Annotated in this window: 18 protein-coding genes; 14 read left to right on the top strand and 4 right to left on the bottom strand. The window is 70.3% G+C overall.

Features of this window, described 5'->3' with window-relative positions; all coding sequences use genetic code 11:
* Positions 1-57: 57 nt before the first annotated feature.
* Genes ACIPJ2_RS14460 through ACIPJ2_RS14445 form a run of 4 tightly spaced genes read left to right on the top strand, consistent with a single transcriptional unit; the run spans position 58 to position 3,976 of the window.
* Positions 58-1,290 (top strand): alpha-hydroxy-acid oxidizing protein, encoded by a 1,233-nt coding sequence (locus ACIPJ2_RS14460; protein WP_402729713.1) that lies wholly within the window; start codon positions 58-60, stop codon positions 1,288-1,290.
* Between the two features lie 55 nt (positions 1,291-1,345).
* On the top strand, positions 1,346-2,281 hold the full coding sequence (locus ACIPJ2_RS14455) for an ABC transporter ATP-binding protein (protein WP_402729393.1): 936 nt from the start codon (positions 1,346-1,348) through the stop codon (positions 2,279-2,281).
* Positions 2,278-3,492: an ABC transporter permease gene (locus ACIPJ2_RS14450; protein ID WP_402729392.1), complete on the top strand. Its 1,215-nt coding sequence runs from the start codon at positions 2,278-2,280 to the stop codon at positions 3,490-3,492. Before ACIPJ2_RS14455 ends, ACIPJ2_RS14450 begins: the two co-directional genes overlap by 4 nt.
* Positions 3,493-3,544: 52 nt before the next feature.
* Positions 3,545-3,976 carry a hypothetical protein gene (locus tag ACIPJ2_RS14445; protein WP_402729391.1) on the top strand — a complete coding sequence of 144 codons (432 nt, stop codon included), beginning with the start codon at positions 3,545-3,547 and terminating at the stop codon, positions 3,974-3,976.
* Here ACIPJ2_RS14445 and ACIPJ2_RS14440 read toward each other — a convergent pair.
* The gene (locus tag ACIPJ2_RS14440; RefSeq protein ID WP_402729712.1) at positions 3,963-5,174 is read right to left on the bottom strand and encodes an ROK family protein; all 1,212 of its coding nucleotides are present in this window, start codon (positions 5,172-5,174) and stop codon (positions 3,963-3,965) included. The two genes, ACIPJ2_RS14445 and ACIPJ2_RS14440, sit on opposite strands and share 14 nt — an antisense overlap.
* 137 nt (positions 5,175-5,311) lie before the next feature.
* Here ACIPJ2_RS14440 and ACIPJ2_RS14435 point away from each other — a divergent pair, with 137 nt between their 5' ends.
* From ACIPJ2_RS14435 to ACIPJ2_RS14420, 4 genes are read left to right on the top strand one after another with little or no spacing between them, the layout of a single operon-like run.
* Positions 5,312-6,607: an extracellular solute-binding protein gene (locus ACIPJ2_RS14435; protein WP_402729390.1), complete on the top strand. Its 1,296-nt coding sequence runs from the start codon at positions 5,312-5,314 to the stop codon at positions 6,605-6,607.
* A 29-nt stretch (positions 6,608-6,636) separates the two neighbouring features.
* Positions 6,637-7,620: a carbohydrate ABC transporter permease gene (locus ACIPJ2_RS14430; protein ID WP_402729389.1), complete on the top strand. Its 984-nt coding sequence runs from the start codon at positions 6,637-6,639 to the stop codon at positions 7,618-7,620.
* 44 nt (positions 7,621-7,664) lie between these two features.
* Entirely contained in the window at positions 7,665-8,525 is an 861-nt protein-coding gene (locus tag ACIPJ2_RS14425) for a carbohydrate ABC transporter permease (RefSeq protein ID WP_402729711.1), read from the top strand.
* Positions 8,526-8,560: 35 nt separating this feature from the next.
* Positions 8,561-10,219 carry a glycoside hydrolase family 13 protein gene (locus ACIPJ2_RS14420; RefSeq protein WP_402729388.1) on the top strand — a complete coding sequence of 553 codons (1,659 nt, stop codon included), beginning with the start codon at positions 8,561-8,563 and terminating at the stop codon, positions 10,217-10,219.
* A 144-nt stretch (positions 10,220-10,363) separates the two neighbouring features.
* On the opposite strand, the gene ACIPJ2_RS14415 is transcribed toward ACIPJ2_RS14420, so the two are convergent.
* The 3 genes from ACIPJ2_RS14415 to pnuC are packed head-to-tail and all read right to left on the bottom strand — an operon-like array spanning position 10,364 to position 12,458.
* Positions 10,364-11,011 (bottom strand): TetR/AcrR family transcriptional regulator, encoded by a 648-nt coding sequence (locus ACIPJ2_RS14415; RefSeq protein ID WP_402729387.1) that lies wholly within the window; start codon positions 11,009-11,011, stop codon positions 10,364-10,366.
* 58 nt (positions 11,012-11,069) lie between these two features.
* Positions 11,070-11,759: a hypothetical protein gene (locus tag ACIPJ2_RS14410; protein ID WP_402729386.1), complete on the bottom strand. Its 690-nt coding sequence runs from the start codon at positions 11,757-11,759 to the stop codon at positions 11,070-11,072.
* Between the two features lie 33 nt (positions 11,760-11,792).
* The gene (pnuC, locus tag ACIPJ2_RS14405) at positions 11,793-12,458 is read right to left on the bottom strand and encodes a nicotinamide riboside transporter PnuC (protein ID WP_402729385.1); all 666 of its coding nucleotides are present in this window, start codon (positions 12,456-12,458) and stop codon (positions 11,793-11,795) included.
* A 373-nt stretch (positions 12,459-12,831) separates the two neighbouring features.
* Here pnuC and ACIPJ2_RS14400 point away from each other — a divergent pair, with 373 nt between their 5' ends.
* The 6 genes from ACIPJ2_RS14400 (at position 12,832) to ACIPJ2_RS14375 (ending at position 17,413) form a co-directional block, all read left to right on the top strand.
* A complete protein-coding gene (locus ACIPJ2_RS14400; protein ID WP_281265346.1) occupies positions 12,832-13,386 on the top strand; it encodes an alternate-type signal peptide domain-containing protein in 555 nt (184 codons plus the stop codon).
* Positions 13,387-13,453: 67 nt separating this feature from the next.
* Positions 13,454-14,053, top strand: a complete 600-nt coding sequence (locus ACIPJ2_RS14395) for a TasA family protein (RefSeq protein ID WP_402729384.1) — start codon at positions 13,454-13,456, stop codon at positions 14,051-14,053.
* Positions 14,050-14,943, top strand: a complete 894-nt coding sequence (locus ACIPJ2_RS14390; protein WP_402729383.1) for a hypothetical protein — start codon at positions 14,050-14,052, stop codon at positions 14,941-14,943. Before ACIPJ2_RS14395 ends, ACIPJ2_RS14390 begins: the two co-directional genes overlap by 4 nt.
* A 5-nt stretch (positions 14,944-14,948) precedes the next feature.
* Positions 14,949-15,521, top strand: a complete 573-nt coding sequence (locus ACIPJ2_RS14385; protein WP_402729382.1) for a signal peptidase I — start codon at positions 14,949-14,951, stop codon at positions 15,519-15,521.
* An 11-nt stretch (positions 15,522-15,532) separates the two neighbouring features.
* Positions 15,533-16,060, top strand: coding sequence for a hypothetical protein (locus ACIPJ2_RS14380; protein ID WP_281265350.1), 528 nt, complete (start codon positions 15,533-15,535; stop codon positions 16,058-16,060).
* A gap of 36 nt (positions 16,061-16,096) precedes the next feature.
* Entirely contained in the window at positions 16,097-17,413 is a 1,317-nt protein-coding gene (locus tag ACIPJ2_RS14375; RefSeq protein ID WP_402729381.1) for a GNAT family N-acetyltransferase, read from the top strand.
* Positions 17,414-17,550: the final 137 nt, after the last annotated feature.

Below are 17,550 nucleotides of genomic sequence, written 5' to 3'. Positions count from 1 at the left end.
CCGGCGACGGGCGCACCGGCACCGACCGCGGGAGCCGTGTCGACGGCGCGGACCAGGATGCGGCGGCAGCTGCCGACCGTGCACGACCTGGCGCCCCTGATGCAGTTCAAGAAGCCCGACCTCAACGCGCGGCGGCGTCGGCTGGAGCAGGCGCTGACGATCTGGGACCTCCGGGACATCGCCGCCCGCCGGACCCCTCGTGCCGCGTTCGACTACACCGAGGGTGCCGCCGAAGCCGAGATCTCGCTGGCGCGGGCACGGCAGGCCTTCGAGGACATCGAGTTCACGCCGTCGATCCTCCGGGACGTCTCCACCGTGTCGACGTCGTGCGAGGTACTGGGCGCCCCGGTGTCGTACCCGTTCGGCATCGCACCGACGGGGTTCACCAGGATGATGCAGACCGAGGGCGAGCGCGCGGGGGCCAGGGCCGCCGGACGCGCCGGGATCCCGTTCTCGCTGTCCACGATGGGCACCACCGCGATCGAGGACGTCCGCGACGCCAACCCCCACGGGCGCAACTGGTTCCAGCTGTACATGTGGAAGGACCGCGAGAAGTCGATGGCGCTGGTGTCCCGCGCCGAGAAGGCCGGGTTCGACACGCTGCTCGTCACCGTGGACGTCCCCGTCGCGGGTGCGCGGCTCCGGGACAAGCGCAACGGGTTCTCGATCCCGCCGCAGCTGAGCGCTCGCACGGTGGTCAACGCGATCCCGCGGCCGTGGTGGTGGTTCGACTTCCTCACGACCGAACCCCTGGCGTTCGCGTCCCTCGACCGCTGGTCCGGCACCGTCGGGGAGCTCCTCGACCACATGTTCGACCCGACCGTCACCTACGAGGACCTGGCGTGGATCCGCGACCAGTGGAAGGGCAAGGTCGTCGTCAAGGGCGTGCAGTCCCTGGCGGACGCGAAGCGCCTGGCGTCCATGGGCGTCGACGGGATCACCCTGTCGAACCACGGCGGACGCCAGCTCGACCGTGCCCCGATCCCGTTCCACCTGCTGCCCTCGGTGGTCAAGGAGGTCGGGAACGACACCGAGGTGCACCTCGACACGGGCATCATGTCCGGCGCGGACATCGTCGCGGCCGTCGCGCTCGGGGCGAAGTTCACGATGGTCGGTCGGGCGTACCTCTACGGGCTGATGGCCGGGGGCGAGGCCGGGGTCGATCGGATGATCCAGATCCTGTCGGAGCAGATCGAGCGCACCATGCGGCTGCTCGGGGTCACGTCGCTCGACGAGCTCGAACCAGGTCACGTCACGCAGCTCGCCCGCCTGGTGCCCCTCGGCCGCTGACGCATCATCGGTCCATGCGCGCCCGGTAGGGTCGGCGGCACGAGAAGGGGGCTGCATGGCCGGGGCGAGCATCAGCGTGCAGGACTTCGTCATGCGCTTCGGGGACCGTACCGTCGTGGACGGGTTGTCGTTCGACGTCGCGCCCGGGGAGACGTTCGGGCTCCTCGGCAGCAACGGGTCCGGCAAGACGACGACGATCCGGGCACTGCTCGGCATCACGTCGCCGTCGGCGGGCACCCTGACGATCGACGGACGGCAGTACCGGCCGGCGACCGGCGGCATCGGGTATCTGCCCGAGGAGCGCGGGCTGTACCGGAAGGAGTCCGTCATCGACGTGATGACGTACTTCGCGGCACTCCGTGGCATGGCACGCTCGGCGTCCACCGCGTGGTCGATGGAGTACCTGGCGCGGGTGGGGCTCGCGGACAAGGCGAAGCTCCGGATCGACAAGCTCTCGGGCGGCCAGCAGCAGAAGGTCCAGCTCGGGATCACGATCATGGACCGGCCGCGGCTGCTCATCCTCGACGAGCCGACCAAGGGCCTCGACCCGGTGAACCGCAGGCTCCTGCTCGACCTGGTCGACGAGCGGAAGGCCGACGGCGCCACCGTGATCCTGGTCACGCACCACATGGACGAGGTCGAACGGCTCTGCGACCGGATCCTGCTCCTGAAGGACGGCACCGCGGCCGCGTACGGCACGATCCCCGAGGTGCAGGACGCCTTCGGGGGTGCCGTCGCGAAGGTGTCACTGGACGGAGCGGTGCCGACGTCGCCGCTCTACAAGCTCGCACGGCACGAGGGCCACGTCGCGTACCTGGTGCCGTCGTCCTCGGCAGCCACGGACGGGTCGGACATCCTGTCGTCGCTCGTCGGAGCCGGCGTGCACGTCACGGGCTTCGAGATGCGGAGGATCCCGCTCGACGAGATCTTCGTGCAGGTGTACGGCCACGACGCCGGCGCGGACGAACGCGCCGCAGGGGGAACGCGATGAGCCGTCTGGGAACTGTCATCCGGTTCGAGTTCGTCCGCGCGGTGAAGAAGCCCGCGTTTTGGATCGGCACCCTCGCGCTGCCCTTCGTCATCGTGGTGGTGTCCCTGCTCGTCGGGGTCGGGCAGGCGGCGGGGACGAACTCGGTCGTGTCGAGCTCGTCCGCCGAGAAGACGCCGTTCCACTACGTCGACCGCTCCGGGCTCGTCTCCGAGTCCGTGGCGGCGCGCTGGGGCGGGACGCCGTCCACGGACGCGGCCGCCGACCGTGCCGACGTCGTCGCCGGACGGCTCGACGCGCTCGTCGTGTTCCCGGAGTCCCCGTCCGAGGACCCGATCGAGGTCACCGCGAAGGACAAGGGGCTCTTCGAGAACGGCGGGTACTCGTCGCTCGCCGAGCGGGTGCTCGAGCAGAGCGTCGCCGCGAAGGTGGACGACGCGGAGGCGGTCCACATCCTGCGGTCCCCACCTTCCGCCGACGTCACGGCCTACGCCGACGGGAAAGTCGCGCCGGGGTGGCTGTCGATCCTGCCCCCGATGGTCTACCTGGCGGCGTTCTTCGGGCTCGTGCTGCTGCTGGCCGCGCGCATGGTCACCGTGGTCGTCGAGGAGAAGGAGAACCGGATCTCCGAGATGATCCTGACGACGGTGACGGCCGGGGACCTCATCCGCGGCAAGGTCATCGCGATGCTGCTCGTCGGCCTCGTGCAGATCGGGGTGTTCCTGGTGCCGGGGCTCCTGTCGCTCGTCGTCGTCATCCCGCTGGTGGCCAGCCGGGTCGGGCACGTGGTCGTCGATCCGTGGCGGATGGTGGTCGGCGCACTCCTGCTCGTCGGCGGGGTCCTGCTCGCGTCGGCGTTGTTCGTCGCCGTCGGCGCCGCCGTCCCGACGATCAAGGACGCCTCGGCGCTGCAGTCCGCGGCGATCTTCTCGCTGATCATCCCGATCTACGCGGCGTTCTTCGTGATGACGAGCCCCTCGTCGCCCGTCGTCGCGGTCTTCACGTACTTCCCGACGTTCACCCCGATCACCGCGATGGTCCGGAACGCCGTCGGGTCGCTGTCGCCGCTCGAGTCGGTGGTCTGCATCGTCGAGGTGTTCGTCGTCGCGGGGCTGCTGCTGTGGTTCGCGCAGTACCTCTTCCGGCACTCGGTCGCGCAGTACGGGTCGAAGGTGACGGTCCGGCAGATCCTCTCCTGGCGCCGGTCGCGGTGATCTCACGGCACTCGCGATTCCCACACCGTCCGCCGCGCGCTACCGTGCGGTCATGAGCGACACGGGCATCCGAGAACGGCAGGACGTCGGCGCGGGCACCCTCATCGCACTCGCCGTCGCCCGGACCGTCACGGTGTTGTTCGCGGTGCTCGTGATCGGGTTCGGCATCCTTCGGGCAACTGTCGACGACATCGCGTTCTCCGAGTCCCCCGGGCCGATCAGCTCGCTCATGATCGTGGCGATCGCCCTGAGCTCGCGGGACACGCGGTGGGCGATCGGACACCCCGCTCGCGGCTGGGCGGCGCTCACGTGGATCGCTGTCATGGCCGTGACCCCACTCGTGTTCCACGGTGCGTTCGTCTTGTGGGCGAGCTCGATGGCGGCGCTGAGCCTGCCGTTGCTCGCCGTCACCCTGCTCGCCCGTCGGGCTGGGGAACGGATCTTCCCGGGGTGGCCGACGGCCGCCGAGGTCAGGACGCGCTGACCGACCGCCCCGTCAGGGACAACGCCAGCGGGTTCGCCCGGACGAGGTCGAGCCCACGCTGCGCCGCACCGATCAGGACGACGTCGGGCCCGAGCGCGGACGCGACGACCTCCGGCACCGGACGGAACGCACCGCTGCCGAGGACGGCGTTCGCGCGCGCGATGACCGCGGCCGCCGGCTGCGCGATCGCCCCGGCGACGTACACGCGCTCGATGTCGAGCAGGCTCGCGAGCACGATGGTCGCCTTCGCCAGCCGTTCACCGAGCTGGTCGACGATCTGCAGGGCGACCCGGTCCCCGTCGCGAGCAGCCGCGAACACCGCCTGGGCGTCGAGCGCACTCCGTGCCGCGATCTCGGCGAGCACCGAACCCGGCGCGATCCGCCCGGCGGCGAGCGCCTCGGCCGCGAGCGTCCGGCACGCAGCGCCGATGCCCTCCGGTGTCCCGACGCCCTCGACGAGGGCGAGGACGCGCATCTCGCCGGCACCGCCGTGTGCGCCGCGGAGCAGGACCCCGTCGACGATGAGGCCGGTGCCGAAGCGCTCCCCGGACAGCAGTGCGGCGAACGAGTCACCAGCACCCCTGGCACGCTCCGCGATCGCGGCGAGGTTCGCGTCGTTCTCGACGACGATCGCCCCGTGACCGGCGAGGACCTCCTCGAAGCCGGGGTTCATGCGGTGCCAGAACCCGTCGTCCTCGTTCGGGGACCGCCCGTGCGCGTCGACCGGCGCCGCGACGCCGATCGTCGTGACGAGCACGTCCGAGGCGGCGTGCCCGGCGTCGGCGAGTGCGCGCGTGACGCACCGGAGGACCGCGGCGCGACGATCACGCGCGTCACGGTCGGCGTCGTCGAAGTCGGGTCGGACGGGCTCCTCCGCGTGGGCGAGGACGGCTCCGCGCAGGTCAGCGACGACCGCCTCGACGCGTGACTGCCCGACGTCGGCCCCGACGACCACGCCGGCGGTCCTCCGGAGTTCGTAGCGCTTCGCCGGGCGACCCATCCGGTACTCCCCCGCGGCCCTGGCGTCGTCGAGCTCCGCGATCCACCCGAGCCGGACGAGCTCGTCGCACGCCGTCAGCACGGTCGACCGCGTGTGCCCGGTCCGTGCCATCACCGTGCTCGCGGTGAACGCCTGCTCGGCGAACGCCACGTCGAGCACCGTCTCGAGGCTCGAGCGTCGCAGCAGGTCGGGGAGCATGGTCACTGGCTGAAGATACCGCGTCACGAGTTCCTTGCTTTCCTAAATATTCTCGCTAGATTATGTGCACCGACCGCATCGGAGCAGTCGGGGGGACGGGACGGCAAGGGCGCCGAGACCCGTCGGACGGAGTTCACGTGCACGCACGAACCGCTTCACCGCTGAGCCGATCGGCGCTCAGTCGTCGGTCCTTCCTCCTCGGCACCGGCGCAGTCGGCGCGAGCCTGGCCCTCGCCGGGTGCGCGCCCGCCTCGTCGGGTTCCGGTCGGGAGACGATCACGTTCTACGTCTCGAAGCCCGAGGTCATCGGCTACTTCGACGACGTCATCGCGAAGTTCCACGACAGCCAGTCGAAGATCCGGGTCATCCGTGACTCGACGTCGTCGCTGCCGGCCGACTTCGTGCGGAGCTCGCCGCCGGACCTCGGCTGCCTGAACTACAACTACGCGATGGTGTCGTTCGTCGAGCACGGCGCCTTGACCGACCTGTCCGACATGGACGAGGCCAAGGCCATCAACCCGGACCTCTGGACACTCATGGAACAGACGGCGTCCTACCCGGGCGAGCGGAACGCGCTGCCGTACTCGGTCACCGCCGCGTCGGTGATCTACAACAAGGAGATCTTCGCCCAGCAGGGCATCGAGATCCCGACCACCTGGTCCGAGCTGGAGGCGGTCTGCGAGAAGCTCCTCGCCGCCGACGTCACGCCGTTCTACAACACCTACAAGGACACGTGGACGCTCGCCCAGGGGATGTTCGACTACTCGATCGGCGGCATGCTCGACGTCAGGAAGACCTTCTCGGCGCTCGAGAAGGAAGGCACGTCGCTCACGCCGTCGTCCCCCGTGTCGTTCTCGAAGGACTTCGCACCGCCGATGGACCGGATGGCGCAGCTCGCGAAGTGGTCGAACAAGAACGCCGCGAGCCGTGCGTACGGCGACGGCAACCTCGCGTTCGCGAAGGGCGAGTCGGCGATGTACCTGCAGGGTCCGTGGGCGCTCATCGAGATCGCGAAGACGAACCCGGACATGGACCTCGGCACGTTCCCGATGCCCGCGACCGACGACCCCGCCGACCTGAAGGTCCGGGTCAACGTCGACCTGGCGCTCTGGATCCCGAAGGCGTCGAAGAAGCAGGAGGCAGCGCGCGAGTTCCTCCGCTTCCTGATGTCCCCCGACGTCGCGGACAAGTACAACGCGGACAACAACGGGTTCGGCACCCGCAAGGACTCGCCCCCGGTCGCCAACCCGACGCTCAAGGGCATGCAGCAGTACTACGACGACGCCGCCTTCTACCTCGGCCCGTCGCAGCTCGTGCCGGCCGAGATCCCCGTGGCCAACTACGCGCAGTCCATCGCCCTCGGTGGCGACCCGGCTCCGCAGCTCCGCACACTCGATGCCGACTGGGCGCGCGTGGCGCGCCGGAAGGCCTGACCCGGTCTCGGACCGAGGAGACGATCACCATGGCAATCGCCACGACGTCCTCCGGCGGCAGCCGCCGGAACAGCCCCACCGACAGCCCCGATCCCGACCGGGGCGGCTCCCCCACCGCGAGTGGTCGCGCACCACGAAGCGCACGGTCCCGGGTGCACCGCATCCAGCCGGTCTTCCTCGCCTTCCTCCTGCCGACGCTCGTCGTCTTCACACTGGCGATCACCGTCCCAGCCGTGATGGGCATCGTCCTGAGCTTCACCGACTCGGTCGGGTTCGGGGAGTTCGGGTTCACCGGCCTGACGAACTACCTCGCGATCTTCTCCGACCCGGCGATCCTGCACGCCTACCTGTTCACGATGGGCTTCTCGCTGGTCACCGTGCTCGTCGTGAACGCGCTGGCGCTCCTGCTGGCGATCGCCCTGACGAGCCGCATCCGTGCCAAGGTCGCCCTCCGCGCGGTGTTCGTGCTGCCGATGGTCATCTCGGGCATCGTCATCGCGTACGTGTTCTCGTTCCTCTTCTCGAACAGCCTGCCCGAGCTCGCGACGACGCTCGGGATCGCGCCGCTCGAGACGAGCATCCTCGCGAACCCCGACCTCGCCTGGATCGCGATCGTGGTGGTCACGACGTGGCAGGCGATCCCCGGCACGCTGCTCATCTACATCGCGGGGGTCCTCGCGATCCCCGGCGAGGTGTACGAGGCCGCGGCCATCGACGGCGCGTCGTCGTGGCGGCAGCTCGTCTCGATCACGATGCCGCTCACCGCCGGCTACATCGTCATCAACCTGATCCTCGGCTTCAAGAACTTCCTCAACGCCTACGACGTGATCGTCGGTCTCACCGCCGGAGGCCCGGGGACCGCGACCACGAGTGTCGCGATGTCGATCTTCAACGGGTTCAACAGCGGCGACTACTCCTACCAGATGGCGAACGCGACGATCTTCTTCGTCATCACCGTCATCCTCGCGCTCGTCCAGCTGCGGCTCAGCCGCGGGAAGGCCCTCTTCTCATGACGCTCCCTGCACCGCTCCAGCCGTCCACCACCCGCACCGGCAGCATGCGGTCGATCGACGCGGACGCCGCCCGCGGCCGTCGCTCGAAGAGCGGCTGGAACTGGCCGCTGACGATCATCCTGGCGATCTGCTCGCTGACGGTCTTCGTCCCGCTGTACGTCACGGTCGTGATGGCGTTCAAGACCACGAGCCAGGCGCTCGACGGCAACGCGTTCTCGCTGCCGGCACCGTTCAGCATGGACGGGTTCGTCCGGGCCTGGGAGCTGACCGACTTCCCGCGGGCGTTCGGCGTCTCCGTGCTCGTCGCCGCGATCTCCGTCACCGGGACGATCCTCCTTGCGTCGTTCGCCGCCTACGCGATCTCGCACAACTGGCAGCACCGGCTGTTCCGCTGGTCGTTCTTCTACCTGCTGGCCGCGATGTTCCTGCCGTTCCCGGTCCTGGCGCTGTCGCAGGTCAAGCTCACCGGCATGGTCGGTCTCGACAACCCGATCGGCGTCGCGATCCTGCACATCATGTTCCAGCTGTCCTTCAGCGTGCTGCTCTTCACCGCGTTCCTGCGCTCGATCCCCGGTGAGCTCGAGGAGAGCGCCCGCATCGACGGCGCGAGCGTGGGCCAGGTGTTCTGGCGGCTGCTGTTCCCGCTCCTGGCACCGATGAGCGCGACCGTCGGGATCTTCGCGTTCCTGGCGTCGTGGAACGACTACATGATGCCGGCGCTCATCACGGCCGACCCGGCGCTGCAGACGCTCCCCGTGCTGCAGCAGATCTTCCAGAGCCAGTTCAGCAACAACTACAACGTCTCGTTCGCCTCGTACCTCATGGCGATGGCGCCGTCCATCATCGTGTACGTCCTCACCCAGCGATGGGTGATGTCCGGTGTGACGCAGGGCGCCATCAAGTGACCGACACGAGCACCACCGAAAGGACACCACCCCTCATGACCGATGTGCTGACCGCACAGGACCCGACGGCCACCGACGAGACCTGGTGGCGCCAGGCGAGCGTCTACCAGATCTACCCGCGGTCCTTCGCGGACGCGAACGGCGACGGGATCGGCGACCTCGCCGGCATCACCGAGCGCGTGCCCTACCTGGCGTCGCTCGGCGTCGAGGCCGTCTGGCTCAGCCCCTTCTACCCGTCGGCACTCGCCGACGGCGGCTACGACGTGGACGACTACCGCGACGTCGACCCGAAGCTCGGCACGCTCGAGGACTTCGACGCGATGGTGGCCGCCCTGCACGGCGCCGGGATCCGGGTGATCGTCGACATCGTCCCGAACCACACGAGCGACCGGCACGAGTGGTTCCGCGAAGCCCTCGCCGCGCCCGTCGGCAGCTCGGCCCGCGACCGCTACGTGTTCCGCGACGGCACCGGTCCCGCCGCCGAGAACCCACCGGCCGACTGGGTCTCGATCTTCGGCGGTCCGGCCTGGACCGCAGCGGGCGACGGCCAGTGGTACCTGCACAGCTTCGCGAAGGAGCAGCCCGACCTGAACTGGGCGAACCGGGAGGTCCGGGACGACTTCCTGCACACCCTGCGCTTCTGGTCCGACCGCGGGGTCGACGGCTTCCGCATCGACGTGGCACACGGGCTCTCGAAGGACCTCGGCGAGGTCCTGCCGACCTGGGCCGAACTCTCCGCCATGCCGAAGGACGGCACGCACCCGCTCTGGGACCGTGACGACGTCCACGAGATCTACGCGGAGTGGCGGAAGGTCTTCGACGAGTACACCCCGGCCCGCACCGCGGTCGCCGAGGCGTGGGTCGCCGCCGACCGCCGTGCCCGCTACGCGAGCGCCGACGGGCTCGGGCAGGCGTTCAACTTCGACCTGCTCGAAGCCGACTTCGACGCGCCGTCGTTCCGGTCGATCATCGAGTTCAACCTCGGTCTCGCGGAGCAGTCCGGCTCCTCGACCACGTGGGTCTTCTCGAACCACGACGTCGTCCGGCACGCCACCCGCTACGCACTGCCGCCGAGGAACGGTGCGTCCGAGAAGCAGGGCGGCGCGTGGCTGCTCGCCGGCGGCTCGCCGGACGCACTCGACCAGGAGCTCGGGCTCCGGCGCGCGCAGGCGGCGACGCTGCTGGAGCTCGCGCTGCCGGGCTCGGCGTACATGTACCAGGGTGAGGAGCTCGGCCTGCAGGAGGTCGGCGACATCGCCGCCGCCGACCGTCAGGACCCGGCGTTCTTCCGGAACCCGGGCGTCGACGTCGGCCGTGACGGCTGCCGTGTCCCGATCCCGTGGACCAGGGACGGGTCGTCGTTCGGCTTCGGCTCAGGTGGCTCGCACCTGCCGCAGCCGGCGTGGTTCGGCGGGTTCTCGGTCGAGGCGGAGGACGACGACCCCGACTCCACGCTGAACCTCTACCGGAAGGCGCTCGGCCTCCGTGGGCAGCTGCAGTCCGAGGAGCGCCTCGAGTGGCTCGACACCGGTCGCGACGACGTGCTCGCGTTCCGCCGGCCGAACGGCTGGACCAACGTCACGGTGTTCGGAGACGAGCCGTACGAACTCCCCGCGGGTGCGCTGCTGCTCGCCTCGGCGCCGGTGGCAGACGGCGCCCTGACGGGCGTGGGGACCGCCTGGTTGCGCGCATAGCAGGATCCAGGCAACCGACCTCGCAGGCTCGGTCGGCGCTGGCGCCGCGCGCCGCTGGCGCGTCGCAACATGCGGGGCGCGCGCGGGAGGCACGGTGCGGGCAGGCACCGTGCCTCCCGTCCGTCACGGGGTGCGTCCAGGACGTCAGCCGGCAGGAAGGACGGGTGACGTCGGGACACCGTCGAGGTCCCACGCCGGGACGTGACGGTGCCGCCAGCCCGCGCGGAGCGCGCGGACCGCGTGGTCGTACTCGGCGAGCGCGTCGAGGCCCGGTCGCACGAGGAGCTGGATCTGGAGTCCCTGGTACAGGGCGAGCAGCTGTGTGGCCGCGTGCTCGGCGGAGACCACCGCGTCCTCGGCGCCCGCGTCGAAGTCGCGCTGGAACCCCGCCGTCAGCGCACCGACGTACTCGGCGTACCGCTTCCGGAACAGCTCCGCGAAGGTGGTGTCAGCGCCCGCGATGTTGATCACGCCGGCGAGGACCCGGACGAGACCCGGGTCGGCGACGTCCTCGGCGAGGGTCATCCGGACGTAGTCGATCGTCGTCGCCGGCTTCTGGCGTCTGGTCGATCCGCGGAGGTCGGTCCACGCGTCGTAGGTGACCAGCAGCAGGGCGTCCCACGTCGGGAACGCCCGGGCGACGGCGTCGAGCGGCACACCGGCGATGTCCGCGACGACCGCCGCGTCGACCTCGGTGAACGGGTGCAGGCGGTAGGCGCGGATGGCCGCCCGGATGAGGCGCTCCGCGATCGTCTGTTCGTCGACGATCGTGTCGTCAGTCAGTGTCTCCACCCGGACATCCCATCGCATCGACGAGGACCTGTCGCGTCCCAGACCGGGGGCCGTGCGCTCAGTCGCCTGGCAACCCGAGCTTCGACCCGCGAGGGTCGGGGTTGCGCGCCGCTGGTCCCACCGGTGGCGTCCAGGGCGGGGTCGCCTCGACCCGCCGCCGGGTCAGCTCCGCCCGCCCGAGCCACACGACCGTCGCGACGACGCTCCCACCCTGCAGGAACAGGAACACCGGTGGCATGAGCAGGACGACGAGACTCTCCGTGGACGCCAGCCCGCTGGCGAGCGCGCCGATCCATGTCGCGAGCCACCCGAACGGGATCCAGCGCAACCGATCCGCGCTCGCGATCGCGGGCTCGACCGTGTCGGTCGCCCGGGCGAGGACCTCGTCGCGGTCCTCGGGGAGGAGCTCCGGCGGTCGGGCCGCGAACTGCTGCCCGATGCGCTCGTGCCGTCGCCATCCGCCGGGGTACGGCTGCCACCGCTGGGGTTGGAGCTTCCGTGCGGTCCGGAAGAACAGCGCGGCGAAGCACCCGATCGCCACCGCGAAGGCGACCGCCGAGACGATCGTCTGCGGAAGGGGCGTCCCCAGCCATCCGGTCATCGCGTCCGACACGATCGTCGCCGCACCGACGATGACGGCGACGGAACCGCAGACGATCGTCCGACGTCGGGTGCGCCTCGGCTCGAGGAACTCGTGCCGCCTGGCACGGAACACCCGCAGGCCGGTCAGGAACGCGCCATCGCTCATGCTCCCAGCATGCCGTCCGCTCCCCGGTGGCGCTCAGCCGACGGTGACGGGAGCCGCAGGTGGCTTCGTGCGCTGCCGCATCCAGACGAAGAATCCGGTCAGGGTGAAGACGCCGTAGAAGACGTACATCAGCCCGGACGCGTAGTACCCGGCGGAGAACAGCAGCGGGACGCCCACCAGGTCCACGGCGACCCAGATGAGCCAGAACTCGACCCAGCCCTTCGCCATGCCGTAGGTCGCGAGCAGGGACCCGACGAAGATCCAGGCGTCACTCCACACCGGCTCGTACGACCCCAGGGCGCGGAAGACCGGCGTCAGCACGAGCGTCCCGCCGACCATGCCGACGACGAGCAGTCCACGGGTCCGCCACGACGCCCACTTCGGGTCGATGACGGTCGTCGACTCGGCGGGGCGATGGGTCCAGCGGTACCAGCCGTACACGCTGACGATGATGAACATCACCTGGCGTCCGGCCTGGCCGAGCAGGTTGACCGGGTTCGGGGTGTCGAAGAGCGCACCCATGAAGACCGTGAAGAGCAGGACGTTGCCGACGATGCCGACGGGCCACGCCCACACCTTGCGGCGCATGCCGCCGAGGGCGCTGAGCAGCCCGAAGACGTTGCCGATCACCTCGCGCCAGAGCACGGTCTGGTCGCCGATGACGATCTGCGCGTCGAACAGCCAGCGCACGATGCCCATGGGCCCTCCTCGTTTCCGGTCCGTGCAACCGTATTGGGGCTGTGCGCATTCCTGTACTTGTCGTCCGTGATCGGGGTACAAACAGTGTCCGCTGTCTCGGGGACAAAAATGGCCCCCGGATTGGGTGCATTCAGACGCATGATTCCTCTTGTCCGCACTTTGGGGGACGGGTAGTTTCGATACCGGAACGAATCCTGCCCGCCCGGGTCGTCAGCAGTCGCTCACGACCCCGGAGCCCGGCGATCCGCTCTCGGCACAGGTCAGCCGCGGCCCCCGACCCCCGGGGCCGATGACACCGTCCTGCCGGCGCGCCAACCCGAACCCGCGTGCCGGTGGCCTTCCGCGCCCCTGTGTGCGCAGAAACGGACTCCTCATGCACAAGATCGTCACCGGTGCCATCGCCGGCGCCGCCGGCGTCGCGCTCCTCCTCGGCGGAGCGGGCACCTTCGCCCTCTGGAACGCCAGCGCCTCCACCGCCGCCAGCGCTGTCAGCTCGGGCACGCTCACGCTCAGCGCGGCGAACGACGGCGTCTGGACCGACATCACCAACGGTCGCTCGACGACCATCAACCCGGCGAACGTCCTCATGGTGCCCGGCAACAAGTACCAGTTCACGCAGACGCTGAACATCGGCGCGACCGGTCAGGACCTCAAGGCCAACCTGACCTACGCGAGCCAGAGCATCACGGGCGACTCGGCCCTGGTCGCTGCGACCACGAAGACGCTCGCCGTGACCTCGACGAGCGCGTCGGTCGTGCAGTCGACCTCGAACGCGAACACCTTCGTTGTGTCGCCGTCGAGCACCACCTCCCCCGTCAAGGTCGTCTTCACGATCGAGCTGCCGTCCTCGGCGACGACGGGCCAGAACGGCACCGTGAACGTCGGTGCGCTCGCCTTCACGCTGACGCAGACCGCGATCGGCTCCTGATCCGCGGCGTGGTCGGCCCCTGATCCGCCGACCACGCCGCTCCTCCACGACCAGCGGGGAGACGCGCATGACGAACGCACCGACGGGGCGCCACCGTGCCCCGCGCGCTCGCCTGCGCTTCCACGCCTGGGCATGGCTCGCCGCCCTCGTCCTGGCGGTCGCCGTGGTGACGACGCTGCTCGGCACCGGCGGCACCTACGCCCTCTGGAACGCCTCGGCGAGCACGAACGCATCGAGCGTCAAGTCCGGCACCGCCACCGTCACGGTCGGTGCGCTCAGCCCGATGAACACCTCGGTGCTCGCGCCTGGTCGCAGCACGACCGGGACGTTCACCGTGAAGAACACCGGATCGGTGCCGCTCTCGATCCGCGTCGCGACGACCGCCACCAAGGTCTCGTACGCGAGCGCGTCCGACGCCACGGTGCTCGGCGCGCAGACGCTCCGGCTGGCCTCGGTGAACACCGCAGCCGACTGCCGCGCCGGCCTGTCCGGCGCGAGCGGCCCGATCGCCACCTTCGACACCGGGAGCGGCTACTACACCCTCCCCGTCGGAGCGACCGGCATCGCCTGCATCCAGGTCGGCCTCGGCTCCGACGCACCGCAGTCCGTCGCCGGAGCGGTGACGGACTTCACGCTCACCGTCACGGGAACGCAGGTGGCACCGTGAGCCGCCGGTTCCGCGTGGTGCTCGCCGCGCTGCTCGCCGTCGTGTTCGTCGTCAGTGGCTCGACCGCCGCCTGGGCACTCTGGACCACCAGCGGGACCACGTCGTCGAGCACGACGATCGGCAAGATGTCCGCGTCGATCAGCGGCACGAGCGACATGACCACGACGTTCTCGTCGACGGTCACCTCGGTGACCAAGCCGGTCACGCTCACGAACTCGGGATCGATCGCCGGGACGACCTCCACGACGGTGTCCGTCGTCGCCGGGAGCTCGACCGCGCTGGCCCAGGCGATCTCCGTCGTCGCGTGGCCGGTCGCGTCGACGACGGCGTGCACCGCGTCCACCGCGGTGGGCACGGGATCGGTGAGCGGCACGTGGGCGTCCCTGCCGAGCATGACCTCGGACCTCGCCGCCGGCGCCGCAGCCGTGTGGTGCGTCCGGAGCACACCGACGTCGTCCGCTCCCGCATCGACCACGACGAACGTGAACATCGCGCTGACGGTCGTCGCGGGGACGTGGACGTCCGCCCCGGTCCAGGGCGGCCTCTACATGAACACCTCGGCCGCTTCGACGGCCTCCCCCGCCCTCACCTGCACGGACCACAGCGGGAACTACGTCGACGTCCGGTGGCCGGCGTCGTCGCGTCCGACGGACACCTCCTACGCAGCCTTCGTGAAGGACACCCAGGTCGGACAGAAGGCACAGGACTACTCGGGGTTCATCACGATCGCGCCGTCGGACGTCCCGTCGAGCGTCGCCACGAGCGGCACGCAGACCGTCGACGTCAAGGTGCTCGACAGCGCGGGGAAGCCGACGAGCACCGTCGCCGGGAGCGGCTCCGTGACGCTGTTCACCCAGAACGACGGGCCGGCGATCCGATGCGGCGCCTGAACAGGATGCGGGAGCGCACCGGATGGCGAGCGGTCCTGCACGCCGTCGCGCTCGGCCTCAGCACCGGGATGCTCGTCATCGTGGCGGGACTCGCCGTCGTCCTCATCGTCATCCCGAAGGCGACGGGCTCGACCCCGCTCACGGTCCTGACCCAGTCGATGGAACCGACGCTGCCGCCCGGGACGCTCCTCGTCGTGAAGCCCACCCCGCTCGAGGACATCCGGATCGGCGACGTCGTCACGTACCAGATCGTCTCCGGGCAGCCGGCCGTGATCAGCCACCGCGTGGTCGCCGTCGAGTCGTCCTCCGACGGCGCCCGCACGTTCGTGCTCAAGGGCGACAACAACGCCGAGCCGGACCCCTCGCCGGTGACGGCCGCCCAGGTCCGCGGTGTCGTCTGGTACAGCATCCCCGAGGTCGGGTACGTCAACCAGCTGGTCAACGGGTCCCGTGGCTGGCTGATCCCCGTCGTCGCTGGCATCCTGCTGGCCTACAGCGCGGCCATGATCACCATCGGGGTGACGTCATCGGTCCGCCGCCGACGTCGATCGCGCGGAGGTCGTGGGCGCCACGTCTAGGCTCGGGTGACGTGACGGACGGAGTGATGCGCGCACGCGAACTGCTCGACGAGGCCGCACGACGCCTCCGCGACGCGGACGTGCCGGACGAGGCGCTCGGCGAGTACGTCGAGCCGAAGGCGGTGCTCGGGATCCGCCGTGAACCGACGATGCGTCCGCTCGGACGGGTCTGGCGGGTGGGGGCGCTGCTCATCGGGTCGTCGCTCGAGACCGGTGGCCGGGTGTGGGCGACGGGGACGATCACCCGGGTCACCGAGCCCGGCCGGTCCCAGTTCCAGTCGGTGTCGGCCGAGGTCCGCCGGGCGTACCGGGCTGCGGCCGCGCGCGGGCACTTCCACGCGGGCGACACCGTCAACCACGGCGCGGAGCCGATCCCGCTCGACGAGCACCTGATCGGTGCCGACGGCGCGTTGTTCGTGCAGGACGACGAGCCCCTCGTCCGCTGGTCGCCGGCAGCCGACACGGCCGTGCCCCTCGCCGAGTACCTCGCCGACCGGGTCGGGCTGCTCGTCGATCCGCCAGCAGGCGCGACGGACTGACCCCGGGCGGTCACCGGGCACCGATAGGGTCGGCTCGTGCCGATCAACGACGAATTCGACGCCCGCTTCGACCTGCGGGAGTTCACCCCTGCCACCGACGACTCCGGTGCGCCCGACGAGCGCACCGCGGACTGGATGCGGTCCGTGGGGATGGGCTTCCACGAGGCGGACCCGTCGCCGGAGACCGCCGCGCGCATGGCGTCCCACTTCATCGCCGACCAGGAGACGTTCCTCGGCGTCTACGTCCGGGAGCCCTTCCCCGGGTCCGTGGACGAGACCTGGCCGGCCGGCACCTTCACGTGGTTCCGGAAGGCACTCTCGTGGGGCGACGGCAGCTCCGTCGACACGCAGGCGATCTCCGCGGTGACCGTACGGTCCACCGAGCGCCGACGGGGCATCCTCCGCGCGATGATGACCCACGCCCTCCGCCGCGGGGTCGAGGAGGGCTACGCGATGGCGTCGCTCACCGCCTCTGAGGGGACGATCTACCGCCGCTTCGGGTTCGGATGCGCCATCCGTGAGCGCGCCGTCAGCGTCCGACGCAACCGGGCGCTCCCGTTCCTCGTGCCGACCACGGGGACCGTGTCCGTCGTGCCGCTCTCGTGGCTCGCGGACGGTGTCGGTCAGGACGTCTTCGCGCGCTTCGACGCCCGGACGCCCGGCTCGATGGTGCGCAACACGGGGACCTGGCCGGTCGTCTTCGGCGAGCTGACCGGGGACGGCGAGAAGGCGAAGGACGTCAGGGCTGCCGTGCACCGGGCGGACGGTTCCGACGACGTCGACGGGTACGTCACCTGGCGCGTGAAGGAATCCGGCAAGGACACCGCGGTCGAGATCGTCGACCTGGTGTACGCGACCGACGAGGCCTACCTGTCGCTCTGGGAGTTCCTGCTCTCGATCGACCTCAACGACGTCGTGAAGTACAACCGGTCGCGGCTCGACGACCCGATCGTCGCAGCACTCGGGGACAACCGGGCGTACGACGTCGACCACGAGGAAGACCACGTCTGGCTCCGTGTCCTCGACGTCGCCGCGTCCCTGACGTCCCGGCCGTACGCTGCCGACGGCTCGGTCACGCTCGCGGTCACCGACTCGCTCGGGTTCGCGGCCGGGACGTACCGGCTCGACGTGTCCGGTGGGGTCGGGACCGTGACGCGGCTCTCCGCCGCCGCTGGGTCCGACGTCGACGTCGCGCTCGACGTGGCCGACCTCGGTGCGCTGCTCATCGGGTCGGTGAACCCGGTGACGCTCGCCGCCGCCGGGCTCCTGCGCGCGTCGGACCCGGTCGTGCCGGTGCTCCTCCGTGCGATGCTCCTGCCGCCGCGCACCCCCCACGGCATCACGTACTTCTGACGGGGGCGCCGCGGCCGCCCGGTCTGTCCGTCGTCCGTTGGGCCCGGTCGGTCCGTCGTCCGTTACGCGAAAGCGACAGTCTGCCGCCAAACATCGGCGGCAGACTGTCGCTCTGTCGATACAGTCCCAGCGCCTCG

The sequence above is a fragment of the Curtobacterium sp. NPDC090217 genome (assembly GCF_044746705.1).
In the GTDB taxonomy this organism is placed as follows: domain Bacteria; phylum Actinomycetota; class Actinomycetes; order Actinomycetales; family Microbacteriaceae; genus Curtobacterium.
This window is presented reverse-complemented; position numbering and strand designations above follow the sequence as displayed.